General features: G+C 72.1%; 18 protein-coding genes. 4 read left to right on the top strand and 14 right to left on the bottom strand.

Annotated features, from left to right (window positions below; translation table 11 throughout):
* On the top strand, positions 1–706 hold a 706-nt coding region (locus tag FHX32_RS34010), incomplete at its 5' end, for a VWA domain-containing protein (protein WP_167192154.1).
* Here FHX32_RS34010 and FHX32_RS34005 read toward each other — a convergent pair.
* The 3 genes from FHX32_RS34005 to FHX32_RS33995 form a co-directional block, all read right to left on the bottom strand.
* On the bottom strand, positions 631–1,584 hold the full coding sequence (locus FHX32_RS34005) for a LysR family transcriptional regulator (protein ID WP_109899376.1): 954 nt from the start codon (positions 1,582–1,584) through the stop codon (positions 631–633). The genes FHX32_RS34010 and FHX32_RS34005 overlap by 76 nt on opposite strands.
* Positions 1,585–1,671: 87 nt before the next feature.
* The gene (locus FHX32_RS34000; protein WP_109899337.1) at positions 1,672–2,667 is read right to left on the bottom strand and encodes an NAD(P)H-dependent flavin oxidoreductase; all 996 of its coding nucleotides are present in this window, start codon (positions 2,665–2,667) and stop codon (positions 1,672–1,674) included.
* Positions 2,668–2,717: 50 nt separating this feature from the next.
* On the bottom strand, positions 2,718–3,221 hold the full coding sequence (locus FHX32_RS33995) for a DUF2867 domain-containing protein (protein WP_109899336.1): 504 nt from the start codon (positions 3,219–3,221) through the stop codon (positions 2,718–2,720).
* Positions 3,222–3,301: 80 nt separating this feature from the next.
* On the opposite strand from FHX32_RS33995, the gene FHX32_RS33990 reads away from it, so the two are divergent.
* Positions 3,302–3,883, top strand: a complete 582-nt coding sequence (locus FHX32_RS33990) for a TetR/AcrR family transcriptional regulator (RefSeq protein WP_109899335.1) — start codon at positions 3,302–3,304, stop codon at positions 3,881–3,883.
* A gap of 60 nt (positions 3,884–3,943) precedes the next feature.
* Here FHX32_RS33990 and FHX32_RS33985 read toward each other — a convergent pair whose 3' ends face one another.
* The 7 genes from FHX32_RS33985 to FHX32_RS33955 form a co-directional block, all read right to left on the bottom strand.
* Entirely contained in the window at positions 3,944–8,206 is a 4,263-nt protein-coding gene (locus FHX32_RS33985; protein WP_167192152.1) for a papain-like cysteine protease family protein, read from the bottom strand.
* A 9-nt stretch (positions 8,207–8,215) separates the two neighbouring features.
* A complete protein-coding gene (locus tag FHX32_RS33980) occupies positions 8,216–8,500 on the bottom strand; it encodes a hypothetical protein (RefSeq protein ID WP_167192150.1) in 285 nt (94 codons plus the stop codon).
* A 9-nt stretch (positions 8,501–8,509) separates the two neighbouring features.
* On the bottom strand, positions 8,510–13,672 hold the full coding sequence (locus FHX32_RS33975; RefSeq protein ID WP_109899332.1) for a poly(ethylene terephthalate) hydrolase family protein: 5,163 nt from the start codon (positions 13,670–13,672) through the stop codon (positions 8,510–8,512).
* Between the two features lie 365 nt (positions 13,673–14,037).
* Positions 14,038–16,362: a beta-xylosidase/alpha-l-arabinosidase gene (locus FHX32_RS33970; protein WP_109899331.1), complete on the bottom strand. Its 2,325-nt coding sequence runs from the start codon at positions 16,360–16,362 to the stop codon at positions 14,038–14,040.
* 38 nt (positions 16,363–16,400) lie between these two features.
* On the bottom strand, positions 16,401–17,216 hold the full coding sequence (locus FHX32_RS33965; protein WP_486481466.1) for a carbohydrate ABC transporter permease: 816 nt from the start codon (positions 17,214–17,216) through the stop codon (positions 16,401–16,403).
* A gap of 41 nt (positions 17,217–17,257) precedes the next feature.
* Positions 17,258–18,253: a carbohydrate ABC transporter permease gene (locus tag FHX32_RS33960; RefSeq protein ID WP_109899330.1), complete on the bottom strand. Its 996-nt coding sequence runs from the start codon at positions 18,251–18,253 to the stop codon at positions 17,258–17,260.
* Positions 18,250–19,557 (bottom strand): ABC transporter substrate-binding protein, encoded by a 1,308-nt coding sequence (locus FHX32_RS33955; RefSeq protein ID WP_109899329.1) that lies wholly within the window; start codon positions 19,555–19,557, stop codon positions 18,250–18,252. The genes FHX32_RS33960 and FHX32_RS33955 overlap by 4 nt, the downstream gene beginning before the upstream one ends.
* A 139-nt stretch (positions 19,558–19,696) precedes the next feature.
* On the opposite strand from FHX32_RS33955, the gene FHX32_RS33950 reads away from it, so the two are divergent.
* Positions 19,697–20,746 carry a LacI family DNA-binding transcriptional regulator gene (locus FHX32_RS33950; RefSeq protein WP_109899328.1) on the top strand — a complete coding sequence of 350 codons (1,050 nt, stop codon included), beginning with the start codon at positions 19,697–19,699 and terminating at the stop codon, positions 20,744–20,746.
* A gap of 130 nt (positions 20,747–20,876) precedes the next feature.
* On the opposite strand, the gene FHX32_RS33945 is transcribed toward FHX32_RS33950, so the two are convergent.
* From FHX32_RS33945 to FHX32_RS33930, 4 genes are all read right to left on the bottom strand, one after another.
* Entirely contained in the window at positions 20,877–22,070 is a 1,194-nt protein-coding gene (locus FHX32_RS33945; RefSeq protein ID WP_109899327.1) for an endo-1,4-beta-xylanase, read from the bottom strand.
* A 268-nt stretch (positions 22,071–22,338) separates the two neighbouring features.
* Positions 22,339–23,961: a glycoside hydrolase family 43 protein gene (locus tag FHX32_RS33940; protein ID WP_167192148.1), complete on the bottom strand. Its 1,623-nt coding sequence runs from the start codon at positions 23,959–23,961 to the stop codon at positions 22,339–22,341.
* A 120-nt stretch (positions 23,962–24,081) separates the two neighbouring features.
* A complete protein-coding gene (locus FHX32_RS33935) occupies positions 24,082–25,290 on the bottom strand; it encodes an MFS transporter (RefSeq protein ID WP_167192146.1) in 1,209 nt (402 codons plus the stop codon).
* 77 nt (positions 25,291–25,367) lie between these two features.
* Positions 25,368–25,850 (bottom strand): hypothetical protein, encoded by a 483-nt coding sequence (locus FHX32_RS33930; protein WP_109899324.1) that lies wholly within the window; start codon positions 25,848–25,850, stop codon positions 25,368–25,370.
* Between the two features lie 173 nt (positions 25,851–26,023).
* Between FHX32_RS33930 and FHX32_RS33925 the strand changes: the two genes are divergently transcribed.
* On the top strand, positions 26,024–26,212 hold the full coding sequence (locus tag FHX32_RS33925) for a DUF6767 domain-containing protein (RefSeq protein ID WP_109899323.1): 189 nt from the start codon (positions 26,024–26,026) through the stop codon (positions 26,210–26,212).
* Positions 26,213–26,220: the final 8 nt, after the last annotated feature.

The following is a 26,220-nucleotide window of genomic DNA, read 5'->3' as shown; positions in this document are numbered from 1 at the left end:
CCGACGCACCCGACGCCACGCCGTCGCCCCGGCCGGACGGCGGATCGCGCTGCGGCCGACGATCGCGCGGGCCCGCCGCACCGCGTGGGAACCCGTCGAGGTGGTCCGCGAACGGCCAGTACGGCGACCCCGCCGGGTGGTGCTGCTCTGCGACGTCAGCGAGTCGATGCGGGCGCAAGCGGCCGCGTACCTGCACCTGATGCGGGCGTTCGCGGTGGCCGCCGACGCCGAGGTGTTCGCGTTCGCGACGACGCTGACCCGGCTCACCGTCGCGCTGCGGCACACCTCGGCGACCGCCGCCGTCGCGCAGGCCAGCGCGGCCGTCACCGACCGGTTCGGCGGCACCCGCATCGCCACCAACCTGCGCGCCCTGCTCGCCTCCCACCACGGTGCCGCCGTGCGCGGGGCGGTGGTGGTGATCGGCTCGGACGGCTGGGACAGCGACCCGCCCGGCGACCTCGCCGCCGTGATGGCCCGGCTGCGCCGCCGCGCGTACCGGATCGTCTGGTTGAACCCGCGGGCCGGCGCCCCCGGCTTCGCGCCCCGGGTGGCGGGGATGGCCGCCGCGCTGCCCTACTGCGACCGGCTGCTGCCGGCTGGCACGTTCCGGGAGCTGGTGGCGGCCGCCGGTCAGCTCCAGAGCGTCACGTGCACCGACGGCTTGAAGTGGCCCACGCTGACCCCCGCGCCGCGCATCATCGCCTGAATCGCCCGCGGCGTGGACGCGAACCGGGACAGCTCGGTCGCGGCCGACGGAGCGCCGGGGTTGGCGAGCACCAGCGAATGCCAGACGGCCTCGACGGTCGCGTGCGGTCCGACCAGCGGCCGAAGCTGACCGGTACGGACGTCCGGCGCGACGGTGAACGACAGCGCCGGCGCGACGCCCCTGCCGCGCTTCGCCTCGCCGAGCGCTGCCGCGTGGCTCTGGAAGATCCGCTGCCGATCCTCGGGCACGGCGAGCCGGCGCAGCATGGCCGGGACCGCACCCAGGTCGCTGGCCGCCGACGGCCCGAGCAGCCAGGTCTGCTCGCGCAGCTGCGCCGGCGACGCCGGCACACCGGCCAGCGGATGGTCCGGGCCGACGACGACCACGAGCCGGTAGTTCATCACCGGCCGGCAGGCGATCGCCGGGTCGACGACCGGCTGCGGCCCGATCGCGATGTCCGCGGCCCGGGTCAGCAACAGCGACTCGAACGAAGCCGGGTTGCACACGCTCAACTCCACGTCGAGGTCCGCGGCGCGCTTCGCGAACAGCTCGATCAACCCCGGCGCGGCGAGCTCGGCGAAGAGGCTGGACGCCGCGACCCGCAGCAGCCGGCGGCCCCGGGCCGCCGCGCTCACCTCCAGCACCGTACGGTCCTGCAGGCCCAGCAGCTCGGCCGCGCGGCTGGCCAGCCGCAGCCCGCCGGGGGTGAAGGCGAGCCCCGCCGCCGTCCGGGTGAACAGTTGGTCGCCGAACTCCCTGCGCAACTGCCCGATCAGCAGCGAGACGGCCGACTCGGAGACCTCGAGCTGCGCGGCGGCCCGCTTGACCGACCCCAGCCGGACCACGGCGACGTACGCGCGCAGCTGCGTCGGGGTCATCGTCGTCGACCACTCTCCCGATCGGATGATCCGGAACGTCTCGTGCTCCACCGCGATCATTCCCGGTCAGCCGCCCCGCCGCCAGAGTCACTTCACGTCGCCGCGCCCGACCCGCCCGGGTCGGCGCCGTCCGGCCCTGGACAGGGCGTCCTCGGCCTGGGTGGCCAGGGTGGCGACGAGGTCGGCCGCGGCGGGCAGGTCGGTGATGAGGTCGACGGCCTCGCCGGCCCAGACCGGTAGCGGAGGTACGGCCCCTCGTGCCACGTCGTCCTGATAGTCCTGTCTGGACCGGGCGTCGCCGGCGAGTTCGGCCTCCCGACCGCGCCACCGGTCGAGGTAGGGGTGGCCGAGGGTACGGGCGGTGTACGTCGACGGCCATCGGGAGCCACGGACGATGTCCAGCACGTTGCTGCGCTCAGTGTCCTCACCCCGTCCGTCGACGATCGCCCTGGTGATCCGGGGATCGACCAGGGCCTCGGCGGTGGCCTGGAAGCGGGTGCCGATCAGGGCTCCGGCCGCGCCCAGGGCCAGGGCCGCGGCGAGGCCGCGGCCGTCGGCGATCCCGCCGGCCGCCAGCACCGGCACCGGCGCCGCGAGATCCACCACGACGGGTACGAACGGCAGCGTGGACCGCCCGCGCCGGGCGCCATGGCCGCCGGCTTCGGTGCCCTGGGCCACGATGACATCGGCACCCAGGTCCACGGCCCGGCGGGCCTCCGCCAGATCCGTGACCTGGATGATCAAGGCGGCCCCGGCGCGACGGACACGGTCCGCGAACGGGCCCGGGTCGCCGAAGGAGAACATGACCGCCCGGGGCCCGTACCCCAACGCACGCTCGACCGCGCTGACGTCGACCGCCCAGGTCAGGAAGCCGACTCCCCACGGTTGGTCGGTGCCCGAAGCGACGATCCGCACCTCACGATCCAGCCACTCCCGCTGCCCGTCCGCTGCGCCGAGCATCCCGAGGCCCCCGCCGCGGGAGACGGCCGCCGCCAACGCGCCACCGGCCGACCCGCCCATCGGCGCCAGCACGATCGGATGCCGCACCCCGAGCAACTCCGTGAACTCCGTCGACAACGCCATCGCTCACCTCACGACGGTGGAAGCACGGCCCCGTCCCGGCTGGGGCCGCCTCACGGGATCGTCCGGTCCGCGCGCCGGGATGCGGTCGTCACGCGGGCGGCGGCGGCGCGGAGCACCCCCGGCACCAGTCGGCGATGGATGGCGGACAACGGGGGCCACACGCCGTGGCCCAGGCGCCGCTCGTAGCGCAGGAAGGTGCCGAGTGCCACCCGCTCGTCGGCGGTCTGTACCAGGAGGTTGGCGGTCAGGAACCAGGAAGTGGCCTGGAGCCGGATCCAGTCGTCGCCACGGCCGTCGATCCGCCATCCGGCCACAGTGTCCGCCGATCGTCCTCGGCTGAGTCGCAGACCGAGGAAACCGCGCCAGATCAGCAGTTCCGCGACGCTGGGGACGTCGCCGAACATCGCCCGGGCCCACTGCTCCGGCGTGGCGTCCGCTTCCGTGCGGAGGGTGAACCGGTCGGCGTAGTCGATGCTGGGTAACGAGCTGAGCGCGCGGACGGACGCGGGGATATGGTGCGTCCCCACGGCACTGTCGACAAGGCCGATGGTCATCTCACTGCCCCCGATCAGATATACGGTGCCGTATAAAGCAGGCTAACCCAGTTGTACGGTGGCGTATATAGGAAGGGTGGGTGAGGCACATCGTGGGCGCGACTCGCACGCCGCGGGACAGGTGGATCAAGGAAGGGCTGCGGGCGCTGGCCGCCGGTGGCCCGGACGCCGTCCGCGTCGAGGCACTGGCGAAGAATCTCGGCGTCACGAAGGGCGGGTTCTACGGGTCCTTCGCCGACCGGGACGCGCTGCTGACGGCGATGTTGGACGCCTGGGAGCGGGAGAGCATCGACGAGGTGATCGACCGCGTCGAGCGCGAGGGCGGTGACCCGAAGACCAAGATTCAGCGCGCGGGTGTGCTCACCTTCTCCAGCGAGCGCCTGCTGCCGATCGACCTCGCGATCCGCGACTGGGCCCGGCGCGACGAGGCGGTCGCCGAGCGCCTGCGACGGGTGGACAACCGGCGGATGGCGCTGCTGCGCGAGATGATCGGCACCTTCTGCCCCGATGCCGACGAGATCGAGGCCCGCAGCCTGCTCGCCTTCTGCCTGGCGATCGGCGAGCACTTCCTCGCCGCCGACCACCGCGACCGCACCCGGGCCCAGGTCCTCGCCCGCGCCGCCGACCTGCTGCTCGACCGCCCCACAAGGGCCAGCCACTGACCCGGCCTCGTTGCGGCGGTCGTGGCCGCCGGCCGCCTGGACCAGCCGGCCAGGTCGCCGTCAGAAGTGGAAGACGCCGACGAGCAGCGCCACCGGGTCGGCGCCGGTGTGCAGTTGGTCGAAGGCCCGGAAGGCCATGGTCAGCGCCGTGCCGCTGGCCGGGTCGACCAGCGACACGGTGCTCCCGTCCGGGGTGCCGTCGCCCTGGACACCGGTGAGGATCCGTACGTGCGAGATCTGGTTGTTCTCGATCCCGTCGTCGCCGATGTCGAGCACCGGGCCGACCGCCTCGATCAGCCGGGCGAGACCCTCCGGCGTGTAGCTCGCCGGGCCGTCCTCGGTCAGCCCCACCGCGGCGAGCACGGCCCGCAAGTCGGCGACGCCCACCCCCTGGTTCAGGTCGTACCTGCTGCGCCACGAGCCCCCGAGACCGTCGAGGACCTGTTCGACGGTGGCCGACCGGCCGGTCTTCCAGTTCGACATCATCGCGCCACCGGCGGCCCAGCAGACCAGCGACGACTTCTGCTTGATCGGTACGACCGGCGGGTCGACCGCGACGTCGAGTGCCGGTCGGCCGGCGACGGCGCCGGTCTTGACCGACACCGTGCCCTCGGGCCGGGTGACCCGCAGCGAGCCCTGATCGGAGGTGGCCACCCGGTCGATCGCGCGTCGCACGGCCGCGGAGCGGGTCGCGCTCGGGGTCGCCGGCCGTACCTCGCCGATCGCTCCCCGCAGCGTGCTCCGGGTCAACGCGCGCGCCTCGTCGTCGGAGAGGAGCCCCTTGTCGCGCGCGTCCTTGATGTGCGCGAGGGTGCGGTCGAGTTCCTTGTTCAGGAACCGCTGCTGGGCGAGGGCGCCCGCCTTGGTGGCGAAGCCCTGCGCCGCGGTCATCGACGTCTTGAGCGCCTCGGCGGCGTTCTGCTGGTTGACGGCCAGGCCGGTGAGGTCCTTGAAGATGGTCGCGCTGCCGAGCGCGGTCATCGCCGCCGCCAGACCGGTCGGGTCGGGAGCGCTCGGCGCCTGTTGCAGGCCGACGACGGGCGTCGGCAACGCGTCGGGCGTCAGGTTGGGCGGGGTGGTCCGCCGGCTGGCCGTACTGAGCGGGTCAATGCCGGGTGGACGGTCCGGGATGGGCGCCTCCTCCCACCGCCAGAACTTCGTGTCGTCGATGACCTCACAGCTGTTGCACTTGCTCAACACGGCCTCGGCGAAGACGCCGGAGGTCGGCAGGCTGATCCGCATCGGCGGCGCCGGGTCGGCGGCGTAGAGGTGACGCAGGTCCGCCGGGGTCGACCGGCCGAACTCGTACGTCGCGTCGAGCTTCAACCCCGGCGCGACCGGCATCACCAGGCTGTTGCCGACGACGCCGACGACCCGGTTCTCCACCACGGACGCGACGCTGCGCCCGCCGGCGTCCGGCGCGACGAAACCGTCCAGCAGCAGGTAGCGGCGGTTCGGATCCATCATGCGCCAGATCGCCCGGTGGTAGTGCTCGACGTGTTCGTCGAGATGGTCGAGCAGCCGCTCGGCCAGGCGGCGGTCCCGCTCGCGCGGGTTCCGCTTCTCGACGGCGTCCAGCGGCGCCGCGATCTCGACATCGTCGCCGAGGCTCAGGTCGTTGAGGATCCGCCGGTTGAGGAACAGGTGGTGGCTCAGATGCGCGGTGCGGTAGCGCAGCGACCCCGAGTCGACCACCAGCCGGGCACCCGGCGGCAGGTTGCTGATCGCCAGCGACAGCCGGACCCGGTCGATCTGCGCGCGCAGCACCGTCGGTAGCGGGATTCCGGCCTGCAACCCGATCAGCATGGGACGGTCCTGCCCGAACAGTCCGACCATCGCCGGGTCGACCACCACCGTGCGGGTGGCCGACCCGTCCTCGATCAGCGACATGGTCATCGTCTCGAGCAACCGTTGGGCCACCCCGGGCGCGATCCGGCTGTCCCAGATGGCGTCGCGGGACGCCGGCAGGGCGACGCCCAGATACCGCTGCCAGATGTTGGCCGGCTGGTCCCAGAGCAGGTCGGCGTAGCCGTCCCAGTTCGCCTCGACGAACTCGCCGGACTCGCCGTCCGCCGGCCGCGGCAGGGTGGCCCGCACCATCAGCTCGCCGTCGAGGTCGACCAGCGCCTCGTCGGCGTACCGGGCGGGCGGCACGTCCGCGCCGGCCCAGTTGGCGCGGACCCGCGCCAGCGCGTCGAAGGCGGCCCGCAGCTCGGGGCGGCGCAGCCCGCGTTCCAGTGGTTCCCGCCAGCGCAGCGCCTTGTCGGCGGTGAACGGCGAGATGGCGAACGGGATGAACAGGCACTCCTGCACCGCGGCGAGTTCCTGGCTGACCTGCAGGTGGCGCAGCACCTCGAAGTATTCGACGGTGAGCGCGTGGCAGTGGTTGTAGTTCGCCACCACCTCGGTCTGCGCGCGCACCGACTCGCCCTGACGGGCGGTCTGCACGACGGTGGACCGCTGGCTGCGGACGGCACTGGCGGACTGCAGGGTGCGGTCACGGACCTGGTTGAGCGCGGTGCCGGTGAGCGCCCGGGCGGATGTCTGGTTGGCCGTCGAGCCGGCGGACGAGACTCCGCCCGCGGCGCCGAACACCAACGGCCCGATGAACCCGCCGATACCGGCCGCTACGGAGGAGACGTCGGCCGAGGAGCTGCCGCGCATCGACTCGGTGAGGGTGGACCGGATGACGTCGCTGATGTCGCTGTCGTGGCTCAGGTCGGCGACGAGTTCCTCGGCCACGGTCCGCTCGGCCCGCCGGCTGGTGACCTCCGACCGGTTCCAGTCGAGCACGGAGACGAGCTTCTGCTGCCCGGGCGCGAGCGGCAGCGAGTAGAGCAGGTCGCCGAGGGAGTAGCCGTCGGCCCGCCACACCTGTTTGATCGTCAACAGGTGGCCGTGCGCGATGGTGGCCGCCTGGTAGCCGTACGGGATCTGGTCCCAGTCGAGCTGGCGGTCCGGATCGAGGGTGAAGCGGCCCGGCTCCGGCTGCGCGAGCAGCCCGACGGCGGCGCGGAAGCGGCGTACGACGCTGGTCTGTTCGGCGGCCACCAGCCGCAGCGGCGTGATCTCGTGCGGCTCCCGGGCCAGGTCCGCGAGCACACTGGCGTCCAGCCGCAGCGGGTCGCCCGCCAGTGCCCGCTGTTCGAGGACCCGGCTGGCCAGGGTGTCGGGGGCGGTCGACGCCCACCGGCCGTCGAGTTCGATGCCGGGCACGAAGCGCTGCGCCGCGGTGAGCGCGCGCGGCACGACCTCGGGTTGCCGGGCGGCGCCGGCGGTGTAGCGGGCTTCCGGTGCGCCGGACGCGAGGCCGGCGGCCGCGCGGGTGGCCCCGGCGCCGAGGGCGAACGGGCCGGTGCGCGGCAGGTTCGCGACGGGATCGGCGGTCGGGGCCGGCGCGACCGGCGGGACCGGGTCCAGCACGACCGGACGCACCCGGGCCAGCCGCACCAACTCGTCGACCAGGGCGCCGGGGATGGTTGGCCGGCCTGTCGGGGTGACACCCTTGAGCCGCGGTTGGGTCGTGCGTACGACGGCCTGATAGGTCACCTCGTCGAGGGTGCGGTTGGAGACGGTGAAGTCGACGCAGCGAACCGCGTCACTCGCGTACGCCTCGACGTTGCCGGCGACGTCCACCTGGTCCGGGGAGCGGGGCGGGACGGTCGGGTCCGGGCAGTCGCAGTCGTCGGGTTTCGGCGGCGGGGCCGGCAACGCCGGCGCCTGCAGCACGATCCGTCGGGGCAGCAGCCCGTCCTCCAACGGGATCGGGATGGGCGGGCCACCCGACAGCACCGCGTACGCCTCGGCGAACCCGCGACTCGGCCACGGCCCGGAGAAGTAGCCGCCCACCGCCGTCCGGGTCACCGACACCGGGGCGGCCGGTTCCGCGTCGGCCCGCGCCCAGATCACCAGCAGCAGGTCACTGGGCACCCCCCGCCCGCGCGGGTCGATCGCCAGACCGGTGTACTTCAGCTGCTGGCCGAGGGTGAGGTCCTCGCTCGGTGGCACCTCGGTGGCCGGCCGCGCCACGACGGTGATCTCGACCGGTTCGGTGGGCAGGTCGGCGGAGACGACCCGGCCTCCGGCCGGCAGCCCGTCAGGGGCGAATGCGGTGAGGGTCACCGGCCCGCGTCGGTCGGCGGGATCGGGCAGGTCCAGCGCGAAGGCGCCGTCGCGCTCGACGACCGCGTCGCGGCGTCCGGCCACGAAGACGGCCTCGGCCGCGTCGACGGTGAGCCGCTCCTCGAACCTGGCGGTGACCGCGTATCCGGTGAAGTCGTGCACGCCGGTAGCGTCGAGCGTGCCGCGCAGCAGGGTCGTCATCTCGTCCTCCTACGCGTCCGGAGCGCTGTACGTGATGCCGGTGGAGGCGAGGTCCTCGCCGTTGGCGTAGCCGATCCGCAGCTCGTCGCCGTCGGTCGGCACAGTGGTCAGGAAGCCGAGCACGACCCCCTCCTCCAGGGTCGGCATCAGGCCCTGCACCGCCTGGGAACCCACCCTGGCGAGCATCGGGGTCGCGCCGAAGACGAGGCCGCTGCCGTGGATGACGACCCGCATCACCCAGTCGGTGGGCAGCGGCGTGGTGATTGTTTCGAAGTCGGCGCTGTCGACCTGCATGGCGTGCTCCTAGTGCCGCACGAGCTGGAGGGAGTCGAAGAACAGGTGCCGCAGCATGCCGGGCGCCGCTCTCAGGCCGACCTGTGCGACCCGGGCGGGGTTGATGCCGGTGAGCTTGTCCACCGGGAGGGTCATGGTCTCCAGGCGCAGAACGGAGGAGTTCCCCGTTGTCCAGTGCCAGACGGGTCGTCGGGGAACGAGCGGTCCGTTGAGGGCCGACGCGTTGATCGTCGTGCTGGCCCCGTCCGCGTCGGTGACGATCACGCTGAAGGCCGGCAGTTGCCCCGCGTCGATGGTGTCCTGGCTGCTGAGGTCGTAGTCGGCGCCCACACCGAAGGTCAGTGCGTCGAAGCTCGACCAGTCCGACTCCCCCGGCCGCAGGGCGATGGAGTAGGCCGAGCCGGCCGGCCCGGGTGGCTCAAGGACGAGGATCGTGGTCACGTGGTTGGTCGCCTTGTCCAGTGACCGGGCGCCGATCAGGACGTCCGGGAACGGGTCGATGGAGCCACCGGTGAGAGTGCGCGGCTTGACCGGGTCCTCCATGTCGTCGAGGACCTGGATCTGGCTGCCGAACGACCACTGCAACGACACCCCCGCGCCGAGCGTGTTGGCGGCGGTGCCGTCGAAGAGCCCCTTCGGCTTCGCATCGCCGAGCAGTCGCCACCGGAACAGCCCGCCGATGTACTCGTCGGCGAGCTTCTCGTGATCCGCGGCGGACAGGAGAAGATCCGGGAACAGGCCCGTGTCATCGCCGGCTTTGAACCATTCGGAGTTGAACCGGTTGTGGTTGCAGTTGTCGATGAAGACCATCGCCTTGTCGCAGGTGGCGCGATCGTAGTGACGGAACCCGGTCCCCCCGTAGTACCTCGCACCTCGACCGCCCGCCACGTCGCCGTCGCGCGCGCCGTAGACGACGGCGAAGAAGGGCGTGTCACTCCTGCCGAGCGCCACCTCCTCCGGCTTGCCGAACGCGAGGTCGGTCGGGGCGAGCGCGCACACGGCCCGGATGCCGTACCGGGTGGCCGGCGGGCGGACGCTGTTCCTCCGGGCGGCCCGGATAACGGCGTCGCCGCCGCGGGAATGCCCCATCAGCGCGACCCGGTCGAAATCCACCCGTTGGTGCAGCGACGACGACGGGTTCGCATCCAGGGTCCGCAACGCGTCCAGCGCACCGAGCACCATCTGCGTCCGCATCTCGATCATCGAGTCGAAGAGGTTCGCGACATTGGTGTCGACCGAGACCGAGATGATCCCGTGCCGGGCCAACTCCTCCTGCAGCTTCTGGTATCCGTTGAAACTCGGGATGAGCCTGCCGGGGACCGACTGCCCGTGCAGGATCACCGCCACCGGCAGCCGGCCGGTCCCGGCCACCCGGGTCGGCGTGGCGGCGTCGGCCGGGTACACGATCCGCAGCCGCCGCTCGACGAGGTACTTCGTCGGATCGAGCGGATCCTGCTCGATCAGCCCGGCCGCTTCCGGCTTCTCGAGGTGGTTGCCGAGGAGAGCCTTCAGGGTGTCGTACGTGTCGATCACGAAGGGGGTCATGCTGGTTTCCCACCACGGCTCGACGACCACCACCTGCGGAATCTGGTGGAACAGCTCCAGGGGCGGCGACGGGATGAGCCCGGCGCCGACGACGCCCCGCTCGTCGGCGAAGCTGACCTCCACGGTTTCGCTGGGGCTGCTCACCTTGATGTCGGCCTTCGCGCCCTGCGCCGCCTTGTCGATCACGTCATCGACGACCGGGTCCGTGGTCGGGCCCTGCGCGCCCGGCCGCGGCTCGCCGACCAGGCCGCGCAGCGCGGACGAGGCCAGCTCCTGCGCCTCGCTCTGGCTGAGCAGGCCGTCGCCCCGCGCCTGGTTGATGCGGTCCAGCATCCGCTCCGCGTTGCGACCGAGCTCCTGCTGGCTGGCGAGCTTCGCCGCCTCGTCGCCGAGCGCGGAAGCGGCTGACAGTGACGCCTCGAACGCGGCCGCGGCGTTGCGTTGGGTGCCCTCCAGTCCGGTGACGTCCTGGAACAGGCCCGGCGTGGAGAGCAGCTCGAAGGCGGCCCGGAGGCCGACCGGATCGGGCACCGCGGGCGCGTTCTGGATCTGCACCAGCGGCGCCGGCAGCGGGGTCGGGGTGAGGTCCGGCTCCGTACCGGCCCGGCTCTCGGTGGAGACGGGGGAAATCTCCGGCAGCTCGAGCTGACCGTCGGTGCTCCACCGCCAGTAGCGGGTGTCGTCGACGCTCTCGCAGGCGTTGCACGAACCGGCGACGGCTTCGGCGAAGACGCCACGGGTCGGCACGCTGACCCGCAGCGGCGGCGCCGGCGGGGCGGCGTACGCGTTGACCAGCGGCACGGGGGCCACGTCGCCGCCGGCCTCGGTGAGCGTCGGGTCGAGGCGCAGCCCGGGCGCCGCCGGCAGCACCAGGCTGTTGCCGACGATGCCGATGAGCTGGTTGCTGCACAGGCTGGCCACGCTGCGGCCACCCAACCCCGGCACCTCGACCGCGTCGAGCAGCATGAACCGGCGCTGCGCGTCCAGGCTCATCCAGATCGCCTGGTGGTAGAACTCGAGGTGGTCGTTGAGGTGGGCGACCAGCAGGTCGGCCAGCTTCACGTCCTCCTGCCGCGGGTTCCGCAGCTCGCGCTGGGACAGCGGCGCGGCGACCACGACGGCGTCGCCGAGCTTGATGTCGTCGATGATCCGGGCGTCGTCGAAGAGCACGGCCGACAGGTGCGGCGTCCGGTAGCGCAACCGGCCGGAGTGCACGATCACCTGGGCGTCCGGCGGCAGCGGCGGTCCGTCGTACCAGATCTTGACGTGCGCGATGTCGTCACGCGGGACGCCCGGCACCGCCCCGGCCTGGTTGACAGTGACGTACAGCGGCACGCTCTCGGCGTAGCGCGACACCAGGGTGGCGTCGACCGGCACCTCGGACTCGCCACCGTCGGGCCCGACGAACGCCAGCCGCAGCCGCTGCACCAGCCGCTCGGCGATGCCGGGCGCGATCTCGGTACGGAAGATCCGGTCCCGCTCGCGCGCGGTCCGCTCGTTCAGCTTGGCGGTGAACAGTTCCAGGGTGTCGACGTTCAGGAACGGCGCCAGCGGCCGCCACATGTCGACCTGGTACCGACCGTCGGCGGCGTCGCGCGGGCGGGGCAGCAGGAAACTGATCCGCAACTCGCCCTCGATCGACTCGGGCGCCTCCTCGCTGTAGCGGGCCACCGGAAAGTCCCAGCCCACCCAGTTGTCGGCGATCCGCTCGATGGCGTCGAAGCCGCCGCGCAGCTCGCCCCTGCGGAGGAATCGTCCCAGCACCTCGCGCCAGCGCAGCACCTTCGCCCGGTCGAAGGGCGCCAGCGGCAGCGGCACGAACAGGCACTCGCGCACGTCCGCCAGCTCATGGGTGACGAGGAAGTGCCGCAGCACCTCGAAGTACTCGACCGTCATCGCGTGGCACCGGTTGTAGTTGGCCACCACCTCGGTCTCGGCCCGCAGCGTTTCCCCCTGGCTGACGCTCTGCACCACCGACGAGCGCTGGCTGCGCAGCGCCGAACTGCGCTGGGACACCCGGTCCCGCAACTGCTGCATGGAATCGCCGGCGAACGTCCGCGCGGCGTCCTGCCAGGATGAGGAACTGGACCCGCTGGTGCCGCCGGCGACGCCGCCGAAGATGCCGAAACCACTGCCGATGAAGCCGGCGCCGAGCCCGCCGGCGACCCCCCAGGTGGTGTTGCGCGAGCCGGCCGAGATCTCCTCGTGCAGGTCGGTGCCGACCATCTCCAGCACGGCCCGGTCGCGGCTGAGCAGCGCGTCGAGGTGCTCCTCGTACTCCAGCCGCTCCTCCCGGGCCGACGACGTGCGCCGGTCCCAGTCGACCACCGCGACCTGGCGGCGCTGTCCGGGCGCGAGCGGCAGCGAGTAGAGCAGGTCGCCGAGGGAGTACCCGTCGGCGCGCCAGACCTCGCGGAACTGCAGCAGATGGCCGTAGGCGATATCCAGCGCGGGGTGGATCCGCGGCGTGTAGTCCCAGTCGATGGCGTGTTCGGCGTCGAGGATCGTCCGATCCGACGCTGTCCGCAGCCCGGCGTCGATCATGTCCGTGGTGGCGGTCACCTCCGACAGCCACGCCGCGCGGGTGATCGCGGCGACGCTCGGCGGCCGGTCGGTGCGAACCAGCGAACGCGCCGCGTGCACGTCGAGGGTGAGGTTCGTGGTCTGCAGGGCCACCGACGTCGGCCGGGTCAGCCCGAGGGCCTGCGCCGCGATCGACACGCCGAGCAGGTCGGCGAGCAGATCCGACGGTACGGCCCGGCGCGGGTTCAGGGTCAGCCCGGCCACCCGCGGCTCCGAGGTCCGTACCACCTGGAAGTAGGCGAACTCCTCGATGACCCGGTTCGGCATCGTGAGATCGACACAGCCGCCGCCGAGGTCCTGCGAGAACGCCTCCGGGCTGCCGGTCAGATCGGCCTGGTCCGGCACTCGGGGCGGCGTCGCGGAGCAGCCGCAGTCGTCGTCCGGCAGTTCGTCGTCGTCGAGGTCGACGACCAGCAGGATCGCCTGCGGCAGCCGGCCGTCGGCGGCCAGTGGCACAGGCTGCCGCACTCCCCCGACGACGCTGCCGGACGCCGAGACCAGCACGTCGTCGACCCAGTCCGCACCGAACCGGCCGTCGGACCGGGTGGCGGTGATGACCAGGGGCCGGGCCGGTCGGTCACCAGCGGTGTCGGGCTCGCCGGCCGGGTCGACGCCCCAGATCACCACCGGCAGGTCGGGCGGAACCCGCCGGCCCTCCTGGTCGACGACCTGGCCGGTGATCCGGGTGCGGGCACCCAGGTTGGGCTCGTCGCTGGGCACGACCTCGACCCGGTCGACGGTCTGGACCCGCAACCGGAGTGGTCTGGCCAACTGCTCCAGCGAGCGGCGCAGCCGGTGGACCTCGACACCGGTCGCGGCCGCCACGGAAATCTCCACCGGGTCGACCGGGACGCCGTCCGGCCTGACCTCGATCCGGAACTCGCCGTCCGCGGGCAGCCGCGCCGAGCCGACGACGGGGAACCGGAGCACCTCGTCGCCGAGCGTCCGTTCGGCCCGGAGACCGACCTGCACGCGGTAGCCCTCCACCGACCCTCCGGTCGCCCGGGGCCGGACTGTGCCGTGCACGACGAGTATCTCGGCCATGGTGACCTCCGCGCAGCGTCGGTAGCGATCGCGTCAGGCCGACTCCGGTCGTGGCTCGCCCTGCGGAGGTATCTGCCGGCTATCGCCGGCGCCATGCCGGGCAGACAAGGGATGAGCAGCGCATTCACGTCTCGCAAGGCTCATCGTCCGCCGCCGGGACGGGTAGGTAAAGCCATCGGTCGAGTCAGATCACCGACCGCCGGCGAGGTTCCGCGAGGATCTGGCCGGTCGCGGGCACACCAGTGCCACTCGGCCGCGCGCCACGGTCGCCGGCCGACCGCGGGAAGGCTCGCCCAGCTGCTCCCGGGAAAAATCCCCGGACGGCGCCCGCCGGCCGTCCGTCACGGACGACCGGCGGGCGGACCTCAGCTGATCCCGGACGTCGTCCACCGCGCGGACGCGGTGGTGACCGGCACGGTGTCACCGACCAGCGTGGTCAGCGCCTGGGCGTCCCGTCGCGCGCTCGTACCGACCCAGACCTCGACGTCACCGGGCTCCACGACCCGGGTGAGCGTGCGGTCCGAGAAGGCCAGCCGCGTCGTGGGCACCGTGAACTCGACAGTGACCGACTGGCCCGGCGCCAGCCGGACCCGCCGGTAGCCCAGCAGCTGCGCCACCGGCCGGGTCACCGAGGCCACCAGGTCACGGCCGTAGAGCTGGACCACGTCGTCGCCGGCCACCGCGCCGGTGTTCGTCACGCGTACGGTCACGGGCAGCGCCCCGTCGGTCGGCACCGTGGCCGGCACGGTCAGGTCGGTGTACTCGAACGTCGTGTAGGACAGGCCGTGGCCGAACGGCGCCGCGGGCGTGGTGGGCAGGTTGGTCACCTCGCTGCCCTCGCCGAGCGTGGGGTGCAGGTACGAGTACGGCTGCGCCCCGGCCGACCGGGGCAGGCTGACCGGCAGCTTGCCCGACGGGTTGACCCGCCCGGACAGCACCCCGGTGATCGCCCCGGCGCCCTCCTCGCCCGGGAAGAACGCCTGCACCACCGCCGCGCAGCGGGCCAGCGCCCAGTCGACCGCGTACGGCCGGCCGGTGAGCAGCACGAGGACGACCGGCGTACCGGTCGCCAGCACCGCCTCGACGAGCTCGCGCTGGACGCCCGGCAGCTCCAGGTCGTCCCGGTCGCAGCCCTCGCCGACCGTGCCGCGCCCGAAGAGGCTGGCGTGGTCGCCGACGACGAGCACGGCGACGTCCGCGGCGGCCGCCGTCGCGACGGCCTCCTCGAAACCGGACCGGTCGTCGTCGTCCACCTCGCAGCCGCGTGCGGAGGTGACGAGATCGGCGCCGAACTCGGTGCGCATCGCGTCGAGGACAGTCGGGATCTCGATACCGGTCTCCACGTCGGAATGCTGGACGAGGACGTGGTTGAGGAAGGAGTAGCACCCGAAGAGCGCACCGGGCCGGTCGGCGTTCGGGCCGATGACCGCGACGCGCCGGCCCGCGGGCAGCGGAAGCGCGTCCCGGTTGGCGACCAGGATGATCGACTCCTCGGCGAGGCGGCGGGCGATCGCCCGGTGCTCCGGCGAGTCGAGGTCGACCACCTGAGGCGGTTCGTCCGTGAAGGTGGCGTCCAGCAGCCCGAGTTCCAGCTTCTGCCGCAGGACCCGCAGCACCGCCCGGTCGACGATCGCCTCGTCCAGCGTGCCGGCCCGCACCGCCTCCCGCAGGGCGAGGTAGGCGTCGCCCGTCGGCAGCTCGACGTCGACACCGGCGGTCAACGCCTGCACGGCCGCCTCCGCGTGGTCGCCCGCCACGTGGTGCAGCAGGTTCAGGAACGCCACCCCGTAGTAGTCGGCCACCACCGTGCCGTCGAAGCCCCACCTGTCCCGCAGCACGCCGGTGAGCAGCGTCGGGTCGGCGGCGACGGGCACGCCGTCGATCTCGGCGTAGGAGTGCATGACGGAGCGTGCGTTGCCGTCGAGGATCGCCATCTCGAACGGCGGAAGCAGCACGTCGGCGACCTCCCGCGGACCGGCGTGCACGGGGGCGAAGTTGCGCCCGGCGCGCGAGGCGGAGTAGCCGACGAAGTGCTTCAAGGTGGCGTGCACCCCCTGCGACTGCAGGCCACGCACGTACGACGTGCCGAGGGTGCCGACCAGGTAGGGGTCCTCGGCGATGCACTCGTCGACCCGGCCCCAGCGCGGGTCACGGATCACGTCGAGCACCGGGGCGAGTCCCTGGTGGATGCCCAGGGACCCCATGGACGCCCCGACCGCCGCCGCCATCTCGGTGACCAGCTCGGGGTCGAAGGCGGCTCCCCAGGCCAGCGGGGTGGGGAAGGTGGCGGCCTTCCACGCCGAGAGCCCGGTGAGGCACTCCTCGTGGACGATCGCCGGTATGCCGAGCCGGGTGCCGGTCACCAGGTCCGACTGGAACTTCCACAGCCAGGACGCACGCGCGGCGGCGTCGACGGGACGCGTGCCGTACGGCCGGGTGAGGTGGCCGAGCCCGTGCCGGGAGAAGTCCTCCAGCTTGCTGCTGTCGCCGAACTCGCCCTGCAGCGGTGCGACGGCCTCGCCGTCCTCCTTCTCCCAGAAGCCGACCAGCTGGGCGACCTTCTCCTCGATCGTCATCCGGCCGAGCAGCTCGCGAAGGCGCGCCTCGCCGTCGCGCCCGTCCGGCAGGTCGTGGTCCGGATCCGCCTGGGCCGGCACCGACCCACCCACCGCACCGCGAACCTCAGTCATGATGTGCTTCCCCTTCGTTGTGCTGGTACCGCTGTCGCTCATCCCTTGACCGCGCCCTGCAGGCCGCCGACGATCTGCTTCTCAGCCAGCGTGAAGAAGAGCAGGGCCGGCAGCATCGCCAGCGACGTGAAGGCGAGGATTCCCGCGGTGTCCGAGGTGTATTGACTTGAGAAGTTCTGGACACCCAGCGGCAGGGTGTGCAGCTCGGCGTCGCCGAGGACGAGCAGCGGCAGCAGGAACGCGTTCCAACTCGCCACGAACGCGAGGACCCCGACGGTGACCAGCGCCGGCCGCGACAACGGCAGCATGATGCGCCAGAGGAACCCGAGCCGGCCGGTACCGTCGATCGCGGCGGCGTCCTCCAGCTCGCGGGGCACCGCGGAGAGGAAGGGACGCAGGATCACGATCGTGAGCGGCAACTGGAAGGCGACCTGCGGGAGGATCACCGCGTAGTAGGAGTTGATCAGGTTCAGGTCGCGCAGCATCAGGTAGAGCGGCAGGATCGCCGCCCCGGCCGGGAAGAGCAGACCGAGGGTGAAGAAGGTGTAGAGCCCCTCGCGCCCGCGGAAGGTGTACCGGGCGAGCACGAACGCGGCGCCGACGCCGAGCACCACGACGCCGAGCGTCGTGCCCAGGGCGATCACCGCGCTGTTGACCGCCTGCTGCCAGAAGTCGCTCTGCGTCAGCACCCGGACGTAGTTGTCCGCGACCCACGGATCGGGCAGGCCGGCCGGGTCCGCGATGATCTGCGGGGTGGTGCGGAAGCCGCCGACGATCACGTAGACCACCGGAGTGATCGACACGGCCGCGACGGCGAGCGCCAGCACGTAGGTGAGCGGGGTGCCCCACGCCACCGGGCGGCGGCTCGAGGAGGGAGTTGGATTGGCCACCACGGTCAGTTCACCCTCCCGGTGATGGCGCCCTCGATGTCCCGGCGGAGCAGGAAGCGCTGGAACAGCAGCGCCGCGACGAACGAGATGACGAACAGGATCACGGCCACCGCGTTGCCGTAGCCCCACAGCCGGGCGAAGAAGCCGTTGTCCACCATGTACGTCGCCATGGTGGCGGAGGCGCCGAGCGATCGCACCGCGGGCACCGAGGTCACCCAGATCACCTCGAAGGTCTGCAGCGAACCGATCATCGACAGGAACATCCAGATCCGGATCGTCGGGCCCAGCAGCGGGAGCGTGACGTGGCGCTGGGTCTGCCACCAGCCCGCGCCGTCGATGGCGGCGGCCTCGGTCAGCTCGGGCGGGACGTTCGACAGACCGGCGAGCAGCAGGATGATGGCGAAGCCGACGTACTTCCAGGTGAGGACGAACAGCATCGTCCAGATGACGATGTCGAGGTCGGCGAGCCACGCCTGCACCAGGCCGCCCAGCCCCAGGGACCGCAGCAGCGCGTCGACCGTCCCGTTGTCGGTCAGCAGCAGCTTCCACATGATGCCGACGGTGACCTCGGCGAGCACGTAGGGCACGAACACCAGCAGACGGAACGCTGTGCGGCCGCGGAAGCGACGGTTGAGCAGCAGGGCGATGCCCAGCGCGAGGGGGCCCTGGATCACGAGCGACCCGATCACGATGATCGCGTTGTTGCGCAGCGCGTCGAGGAAGATCGGGTCCTGGAAGGCCAGCACGTAGTTGTCGAAACCGACGTACTCGGTCGGCGGCCCGACCCCACGCCAGCGGAACAGGCTGTAGTAGACCGCGAAGCCCATCGGCACGAGCACGAACATCACGTACACGACGATCGCCGGCGTGGTGAGCCCGATGATCTCGTACCACTTGCGCCTGGTCTCGGCCGCGCGGGACGAGCGGCGGGCCGCCGGGGGACCCGCCGGCGGCGCGAGCGCGCCGCCGGCGGGGTTCAGGGTCGGGTTGGTGGAGGTCACTTCTTCGCGGCCGCCTTCATCGCCGAGACGACCTGCTCGGGGCTGCCGTTGCCGGCGAAGATGGCGACGATCGCGTCGTTCATCGCGTTGCCGACGGTGCTGCCGAAGGCGGTGTCCAGCCAGAGTTGCACGTAGGTCGCGCCGGAGGTGGCCTCCAGGATGGACTTCAGGGCGGGGTCGGCGACCCCGTCCTCCGCGCCCTTGGCGACGGGCAGGCCGGTGCCGGTCTCGGCGTAGCCCTTCTGCACCTCGGGGCTGACGATGTACTTGAGGAACTCGACGCACTCGGCCGGGGCGTTCTTGGCGCAGGCGAACCCGTCGCCGCCGCCGAGGGCCGCCTTCGGGTCACCCGCCGAACCGGAGATCGCCGGCACCGGGAACCAGCCGAGGAACTTCTTGAGCGCCTCCGGGTCCTCGGAGACGGTCTCCAGGGTGCCCCGGTTCCAGTCCCCCATCAGCTCCATCGCGGCCTTGCCGTTGGCGAGCAGGCCGTTCGCGCTGGTCGGGTCGTTCTGCCCCGGCGTGGCGATGAAGTTGGCCTGGAACGGCTTGGTGTCGATGAAGGTCTTCAGGTCCTGGCCGGCCTTGACGAAGCACGGGTCGTCGAAGACGAGGTCGACCGAGGCCTTCTTCAGCGTGTCGACCGAGCAGGCGCGCAGCGCGAAGTTGTACCACCAGTGCGCGGCGGGCCACTTGTCACCGGCGCCCAGGGCGATCGGGACGACGTTGATCGCCTTGAGCTTCGTGACCGCGTCGTTGAGCTCCTCGAACGTGGTCGGCGGGGTGGTGATGCCCGCCTTCGCGAACATGTCCTTGTTGTACCAGATGCCCTCGATGCCCATCCGGAACGGCAGGCCGTACTGCTTGCCGTCCACCTGCCAGATCTCGGCCGCGCTGCCGATGTTGGCGACCTCCGTCTTGACCTGGTCGGTGATGTCCTTCAGGTAGTCGGCCTCCACCTGCTCGCGCATCTCACCGCCGCCCCACGCCTGGAAGATGTCCGGCGGGTCGCTGGTGAGCAGCGCGGCGGGGAGCCGGGTGCGCTGGAGCTGGTTGGTCTCGATCGCCTCGATCTGGATCGTGACGGTCGGGTGCAGCGCGGAGAAGTCCTTGGCGACCTTCTCCCAGTACGTCTTGCCGGGCCCGTCCTGGGAGGCGTTGTGCCACCACGTCAGGGTTACCGGGTTCTTGTAGAGCTCGCTCTCGGCGGGGGCTTCGTCGTCGCCGCCGTTGCAGGCGGTGACAAGGAGTGCGCTGGTCAGGAACAGCGCTAGGACGGCGCCCGCACGGCGCTTCATCGCCATCGGTGTCTCCTCGACTGGTCAGTCGCGATACTCGGCTGGTGGCCGAGTTTTACAGCCGTGTAACTCAGTGTCAATCGTTATCGATAACGTTTTCGAATCTCCGGTGACGACGTCCGGAGGGCCCTCTATCATCGTCGGCGTGGCGTTTCCCCAGCGTGTCAAGATGTCGGACGTGGCTCGTACGGCCGGCGTCTCGGTGGCGACCGTGTCCAAGGTCGTGAACGGCCGGTACGGCGTGGCAGAAGCGACCGTGGAGCGCGTCCAGCAGGTGATCCGCCAGCTCGGCTACGAGGCCAGCCTGGGGGCGCAGAGCCTGCGCAGCCACCGCACGAACGTGCTGGGCATCCTGGTGGCCGAGTTCGAGCCGTTCTCCACCGAACTGCTCAAGGGGGCGTCCAGGGAGGTCGCCGGCTCCGGCTACCAGCTGCTGGCCTACTCCGGCGGCGACGGCGGCGGCGCGGCGATCGGCTGGGAGCGCCGGTCGCTGGCCCGGCTGTCCGGAACCCTCATCGACGGGGCCGTGATCGTCACGCCGACCGTGGTCGAGACCAAGCCGGGCTTCCACGTCGTCGCCGTCGACCCGCACACCGGCCCGTCCGGCCTGCCCACGGTCGACTCCGACAACTTCGCCGGCGCCGTGCTCGCCACCGAACACCTGCTGTCGCTCGGCCACCGCCGCATCGGGCACATCAGCGGACGCCCCGACCTCGAGTCGGCGCGCCTGCGCGAGGCGGGCTTCCGCAAGGCCATGGCCGACGCCGGCGTGCCGGTCGACGAGCGGCTCGTACGCGTCGGCGGGTTCCGGATCGAGAGCACCGCCGGCACGGCCGCGGAGCTGCTGGCGCTCCCCGACCGGCCGACCGCGATCTTCGCGGGCAACGACCTCTCGGCCATCTCCACCGTGGACGTCGCCCGGAGCATGGGCCTCACGGTGCCCGACGACCTGTCGGTGATCGGCTTCGACAACGTCCCGGAGTCGGCGCTGGTCGACCCGCCACTGACGACGATCATGCAACCGCTGCAGCGCATGGGTGCCGAGGCGCTGCGCCTGCTCGTCGACCTGATCGCCGGCGTCGAGCGCGACACGCACGTCCGGCTGCCCACCGAACTGGTCGTCCGCGCCTCCTGCGCCCCGTACCGCCCCGGCCCGGCCGTGCCGCTGTCCCACGCCACGACGGCCGGCGGCTGAGCCGTCGGTCCCGGTCACGACCGGCACCCCGGCGTCGCGCGTCGGCCTGGTCGAGGTGGCGGCGGGACCGCACGGCCCGCTGCTGTACGACCAGCAGGAAGGTCCGTGCGGCCCCGCCTCCGCCGGTGATTCACCGGCGCGGCTGGTGCGGGACGCGCGGCAGGACGTACGGCGGGCCGGCGTAGATCAGGTCGGCCTTCATCTCCTGGTAGGCCCGCTTGGGCTGGTAGTTCTCGTCGTAGATGGTGGCCAGGCCCTCCGGCGGGTCGCTGAACCAACCGGGCACCCAGGAGTGCTTGTCGGTGAAGCCCCAGACGGTGAACGACAGGCAGTGCCGGTCGGCCAGGCAGGCGCGCAGCAGCACGCTGAAGTTGGCCGCGGACGCCTGCAGCCGCGGGTTGATCTCCGCGGGGTCGCCGGCCTGGACGCCCTCGGTCAACTGGCTGCGCACGTCGACCTCGGTGAACGCGGTGGCCAGGCCCAGGCCGGAGAACTTCTTCAGTGCCGCCGCCACCTGGAGGGTGTCGTAGTTGCCGTACTGGGTGCCGAGGTGACCCTGGCTGCCGATGCCGTCGATGGGCACGCCCGAGGCCCGCAGCTGCCGGGCCATGTCGTAGACGAACTGCGTCTTGTCGTTGGCCGGGTCACCCGAGCCGAACGCCTCGATGTTGTAGTCGTTGTAGAACAGCAGCGCCTTCGGGTCGGCCGCGCGCGCCCAGCGGAAGGCGTCGGCGATGTAGTCGGGCCCGAGGTGCTGGGCCCAGAAGCCCTTGTAGTGCAGGGTCGGCGGGTTGTCCCACGGGTCGCTGACGGCCTCGTTGACGACGTCCCACTGCCAGATCTTGCCCTTGTAGCGGCTCACCACGGTGGTGATGTGCTTCTTCAGCAGGGCGCGCAGCTCCTCCTTGCTGATCGAGCCGTCGGCGACGCCGCCGGTCAGCCAGCCGGGCAACTGGTTGTGCCAGACCAGCACATGGCCGCGCACCCGCTGGTTGTTCTGGCGGGCGAAGTCCACGAGTTCGTCGGCCGGTCCCCAGTTGTAGCTGCCCCGGGTGGGTTCCAGGCTCTCCCACTTCATGGCGTTCTCGGCGGTCACGGAGGAGAACTCCGACGCGGCGAGCTGGCGGTACCGCGGGTCGGCGGGGTCGTTGAGGACGGCCATGTCGACGGCGGTGCCGATGTGGAGGCCGTGTCGCTGGCCGAGCGTACGCAGGCTCTGCTCGGCGGGGTCGTACGGGCGGCCCGCCGTGGCGGGCAGGACGTTGAGCGTCGCGACGGTCGCGACCGCGACCACGCCGGTGGCTATCCACCGTCTCAGCTTCATCTGCGTTCCTTTCGGGCTGACCCGGCGACCGGCGCCGACGAACAGGGCACGGACTCCGCGCTGGTGCCGGACGGGGCGATCAAAGGATGCGAGGGTGGCCGGCGTGGCGATGTTTCGGCCGCGACGCCGGAAGTTTCGGAACTCCGACCGGAACTTGGTCGGAAACGTTAGGAGTCGATGTGGGGTGTGTCAACACGGAAGATTTCCGGAAAGGAGCGCCGCGGACCGGGCCACGACTGGCGGCCCGGTCCGGCGGTGACCCGGCGGTTCAGTGCTCGCGGTACGTCGCCTGGTCGAAGTCGGCGTACCCCCCGTCGCCGCCGAGGTCCTGCACCCACAGCCCCAGGAGCGCGCCGGTGAAACCCCACGCGGCCGGCTCGCCGTCGACGATCACGGCGGCGTGCTCGTCGGAGAGGATGGTGGCGTCCAGCTCGACCGGGAGTTGGCGCCAGCCGTCGCCCAGGTCGTAGCCGAACCGCAGCGCCGGCCCGTCGAACTCGACGCGCAACCCGACGCGGGCGGCGGCGCCGACGTCGACGGTGAGCTCCGGGTAGGCGGTCCGTCGGCCGCTGTCCGAGCTGAGCAGTTCCAGCACCACCCGGCCGTCGTCGGCCCGGGTCAGGTAGAGGTAGTACCAGTTCAGGGTGTTGTAGTAGGCGGTGATCCCGGCCAGCTGCCGGTGGTCGACCGGGTCGAACTCGACGACCGTCTCCAGCGAGCAGCGGGCCGCACCGACCCGCCGGGCGACCAGACTCGGCGCCTGCTTGCCGACCGGCGACTGGCCACCGTGGACGCGCAGGTGCGAGGGGCGCGCCCGCAGGTCGACCCAGTCGGCGGTGGCCGGGCGGCGCAGCGTGGACCACCAGGTGGCCAGCCGCGGCGCGTCGAAGTGGTCGGTCGCGGGCTCGTCGGGCCACGGATGGGCGGGCAGGTCCGGGGCGGGGATCTCGGTGGCCGGCACGCCGCCGGGAATGGTGGGCCAGCCGCCGCGCGGCCAGTCGACCTTCTGGATGGCGGTCTCCCGCCCCAGCACGCAGTTGCCCAGCGGAGTGTAGGGACGTCCAACGAGGTGGGCGAGGTACCAGTCGCCCCGCTGGGTGCGTACCAGGCTGCCGTGACCGGCCTTCTGCAGCGCGAGGTCCGGCCGGCCGACGGAGGTGAGCAGCGGCCCGGCCGGATCGACCTCGTAGGGACCGAGCAGATCCCGCGACCGGGCGACGGTGACCTGGTGCTCCCAGCTGGTGCCGCCCTCGGCGGTGACCAGCCAGTACCAGCCCTCGTGGCGGTAGATGTGCGGCGCCTCCGTCAGGCCGGCGTCCGTACCGGTGAAGATGATCTTCGCGTCTCCCACCAACTGTCGCCGGGCGCGGTCGTAACGCTGGATCTCGATGCCGCCGAACCGGTCGCGTCCCGGCCGCCAGTCGGCGCTCATGGACAGCAGCCAGGTGGAGCCGTCCTCGTCGTGGAAGAGCGAGGCGTCGAAGCCGTGCGCGTGCAGCGCGACCGGATCCGACCAGGGGCCGGTGATGTCGGGGGCGGTGGCGAGGAAGTTCTGCGCGTCCCAGTAGCCGCTGGCGAAGCTGGCGACGTCGCTGTAGACCAGGTGGAACAGGCCGTCGTGATAGGACAGGTCGGGTGCCCACACCCCGTTGGAGTCGCCGCACCCGCGCAGGTCCAGCAGGCGACGCTCGGTGATGATCCCGCCCAGCGCACGCCAGTGCACGAGGTCCCTGGAGTGGTGCACGCGCACTCCCGGGTACCACTCGAACGTCGAGGTGGCCAGGTAGTAGTCGTCGCCCACGCGCAGGATCGACGGGTCCGGGTGGAAGCCGGTGAGGACGGGGTTGCGGATCGACCGGGTGGTGACTACCTCTGCGATCTCGGTCGACATGTTCGACTCCTTCAGGTTTCCTCCCGGCAGCTTTCCGGAAATCGTCGCCGGGCAGCGTCAGAATTCCGCTCACCGTAGCGGCTCGCGCCCGGACCCGAACACCCCTTTACCGCTGATGTTTCACAAGGAGGGCTCCGCCATCCTGCCGGCACGAGCGTCGACCGAGGCCTCGAAACTTTCGGCCCGACGGCTCCGGTGGGCTACCGCCACCGACATCAGGCAGATCACCGCCGCCGCGATGAGCGGCGGCCGCCCGCCGAGGTGGACGGCGGCGGAGCCGAGCGGGATGGCCACGGCGATCGGCCCGAACATCGCGGTGGTCGCCGTCCCGGCCACCCGGCCGAGCAGCGCCGCCGGCGTGTGCGTCTGCACCGCGGTCACCGCCGCGACCAGCGTCCAGGGCAGGCCGACACCGGCGGCGACCGACGCGGCCACCGTGACCGGCCACCACGGCAGGCACCGCGCCAGGCAGCCGACCGCGAAGAGCACGGTGCCGGCGACCGCGACGGCGACCGGGCCGCGCCGGGCGATGAGCCGACCGACGATCAGGCCGCCGACCAGGGACCCTGCCCCCTGCGCGCTGACCAGCACGCCGAGGAACGTCGTCGGCAGGCCCAGTTCGGTGACGACGATCGCGTACAACGCCGCGGTGGAGAAGCCGGACATGGCGATCGACACCGCGGCCAGCACCACCGGCACGCGGGTCACCCGCTGCCCGGCCAGCACGGCGAGCCCGGCGCGGAGGTTGCCCCGCTCGGGCGCCGGGGAGTCGGGTGGGGTGTGGACCAGTCGCACCGCCAGGTACAGGCCCGCGACCAGGACCGGCATGGCCGCGCTGAGCACGGCGACGGCGTGGCCGCCGTGCCAGGCGTACAGGCCGGCGCCGGCCGCGGGCGCTACCAACTTCATGCCCTCCTGGGCGCTGGAGCGCCACCCGTTGACGTCGCCGAGTTCGGCGGGCGACAGGGCGGCCGGCAGCAGCGCCGTCTCGCCCGCGTCGATGAGCACGTAGCTGAGGCCGTAGGCGCACGACACGGCGAACAGCAGCCAGGTCTGCCCGGGGCCCCGGACGGCGAGGAGGCTCAGCAGGACGGCGGCCAACGCCAGGTTGACGCCGATGACCAAGGGTCGGCGAGGCGCCCGGTCGAGCAGGGCGCCCAGCCACGGGCCGGCGAGGACCGGGGCGTACACGCACAGGCCGGCGAGGGCCGCGAGACTGGTGGAGCCGGTGAGGTCGAGGATCCAGATGCCGGCCACCAGGGCCATGGCGGTGCTGCCGAAGCCGGACAGCAACGAGATCGCCACGAACAGGCCCGCATTGCGGCGCATGACCCCTCCAAGGTTGAGCCGGGACGACTCACATCCTCAGGTCTTGAGCGCGATACAGGCAACATTGGCGGCGGTCGTCAATGAGCTGTTGACAGCGCGGCGTCGAGGGCAGCCGCGACCGTCCGAACGGGTGCGGGCAGGCGATCCCGCCCCGCCTCGGCGAGGTCGGCGGCGATCAGCAGCGCCAGCGCGTAGAGCGAGCCCGGCGGGGCGTCGAGGGCCGCCTCGGCGGTTCGGCGCACCAGCTCCGCCCGGCGGAACCGGGAGTCCCACCGCCGGTCCGTGTCGATCCATCGCCGCAGGTCGGACACGGCGCTCCGGATGGTGGCGATCGCCTCCGGGTAGTGCAGGTCGAGGCTGCGCCGGCGCGCCGACCGGGCGGCTGCCAGGCGTTGCCGGCGCTGCTCCGCGGCCTGCCGGCTGGCCAGGCCCAGCGCGGCGGCGACCTGCGCCCAGGTCGCGCCGCCGTAGCGCGCCCGGTCGATCAGTTCCAGCTCCTGCTCGTCCAGCCGGACGCGGGTGGCGCGCAGGTCGGCCAACCGGGCCAGCTCCGAGGTCACCTGTCAACGCTACATTGACAAGAGGTCAGACAGACCGCCCCGGCCCGGCCGGCCACCGGGCTCGGGGACCGCACACCGTCGACGAGGGCCCGGCGCGGTGTGACCGGCACGACCAGGGTCGGGGGACCAACGGCCCTGCCGGGACGGTCACCGGCGGAGCGACGCTGGCGTCCGTGAGCAGCCGTATCGCCAGGCCGGACGCCAGGTGCCCGCTTCGCCCCGGCGAGCCGTGCACCCTGTGCCAGCTCGACGTGACCGGCCCGCAGGACTGCCCGCTGGTCTACCTCGTCATGACCGACGAGGAGTTGCGCGACGGGGTGCACCGCACCCGGCCGGTCGCCGCGCCCCACCAGCGGTCCTGACCGAAGAC

Source organism: Micromonospora sp. CNZ280 (assembly GCF_011759515.1).
Note: the sequence above shows the minus strand (reverse complement) of the source record. Positions and strands in the feature narration are given on the sequence as shown.

What these genes read in the sequence shown, in the direction of transcription:
- FHX32_RS33970 (WP_109899331.1), bottom strand. Translation starts at nt 16,362, where the DNA reads ATGACTGAGGTTCGCGGTGCGGTGGGTGGGTCGGTGCCGGCCCAGGCG.
- FHX32_RS33940 (WP_167192148.1), bottom strand. Translation starts at nt 23,961, where the DNA reads ATGTCGACCGAGATCGCAGAGGTAGTCACCACCCGGTCGATCCGCAAC.
- FHX32_RS34005 (WP_109899376.1), bottom strand. Translation starts at nt 1,584, where the DNA reads ATGACCCCGACGCAGCTGCGCGCGTACGTCGCCGTGGTCCGGCTGGGG.
- FHX32_RS33935 (WP_167192146.1), bottom strand. Translation starts at nt 25,290, where the DNA reads ATGCGCCGCAATGCGGGCCTGTTCGTGGCGATCTCGTTGCTGTCCGGC.
- FHX32_RS33995 (WP_109899336.1), bottom strand. Translation starts at nt 3,221, where the DNA reads ATGACCATCGGCCTTGTCGACAGTGCCGTGGGGACGCACCATATCCCC.
- FHX32_RS33975 (WP_109899332.1), bottom strand. Translation starts at nt 13,672, where the DNA reads ATGGCCGAGATACTCGTCGTGCACGGCACAGTCCGGCCCCGGGCGACC.
- FHX32_RS33955 (WP_109899329.1), bottom strand. Translation starts at nt 19,557, where the DNA reads ATGGCGATGAAGCGCCGTGCGGGCGCCGTCCTAGCGCTGTTCCTGACC.
- FHX32_RS33945 (WP_109899327.1), bottom strand. Translation starts at nt 22,070, where the DNA reads ATGAAGCTGAGACGGTGGATAGCCACCGGCGTGGTCGCGGTCGCGACC.
- FHX32_RS33985 (WP_167192152.1), bottom strand. Translation starts at nt 8,206, where the DNA reads ATGACGACCCTGCTGCGCGGCACGCTCGACGCTACCGGCGTGCACGAC.
- FHX32_RS34000 (WP_109899337.1), bottom strand. Translation starts at nt 2,667, where the DNA reads ATGGCGTTGTCGACGGAGTTCACGGAGTTGCTCGGGGTGCGGCATCCG.
- FHX32_RS33980 (WP_167192150.1), bottom strand. Translation starts at nt 8,500, where the DNA reads ATGCAGGTCGACAGCGCCGACTTCGAAACAATCACCACGCCGCTGCCC.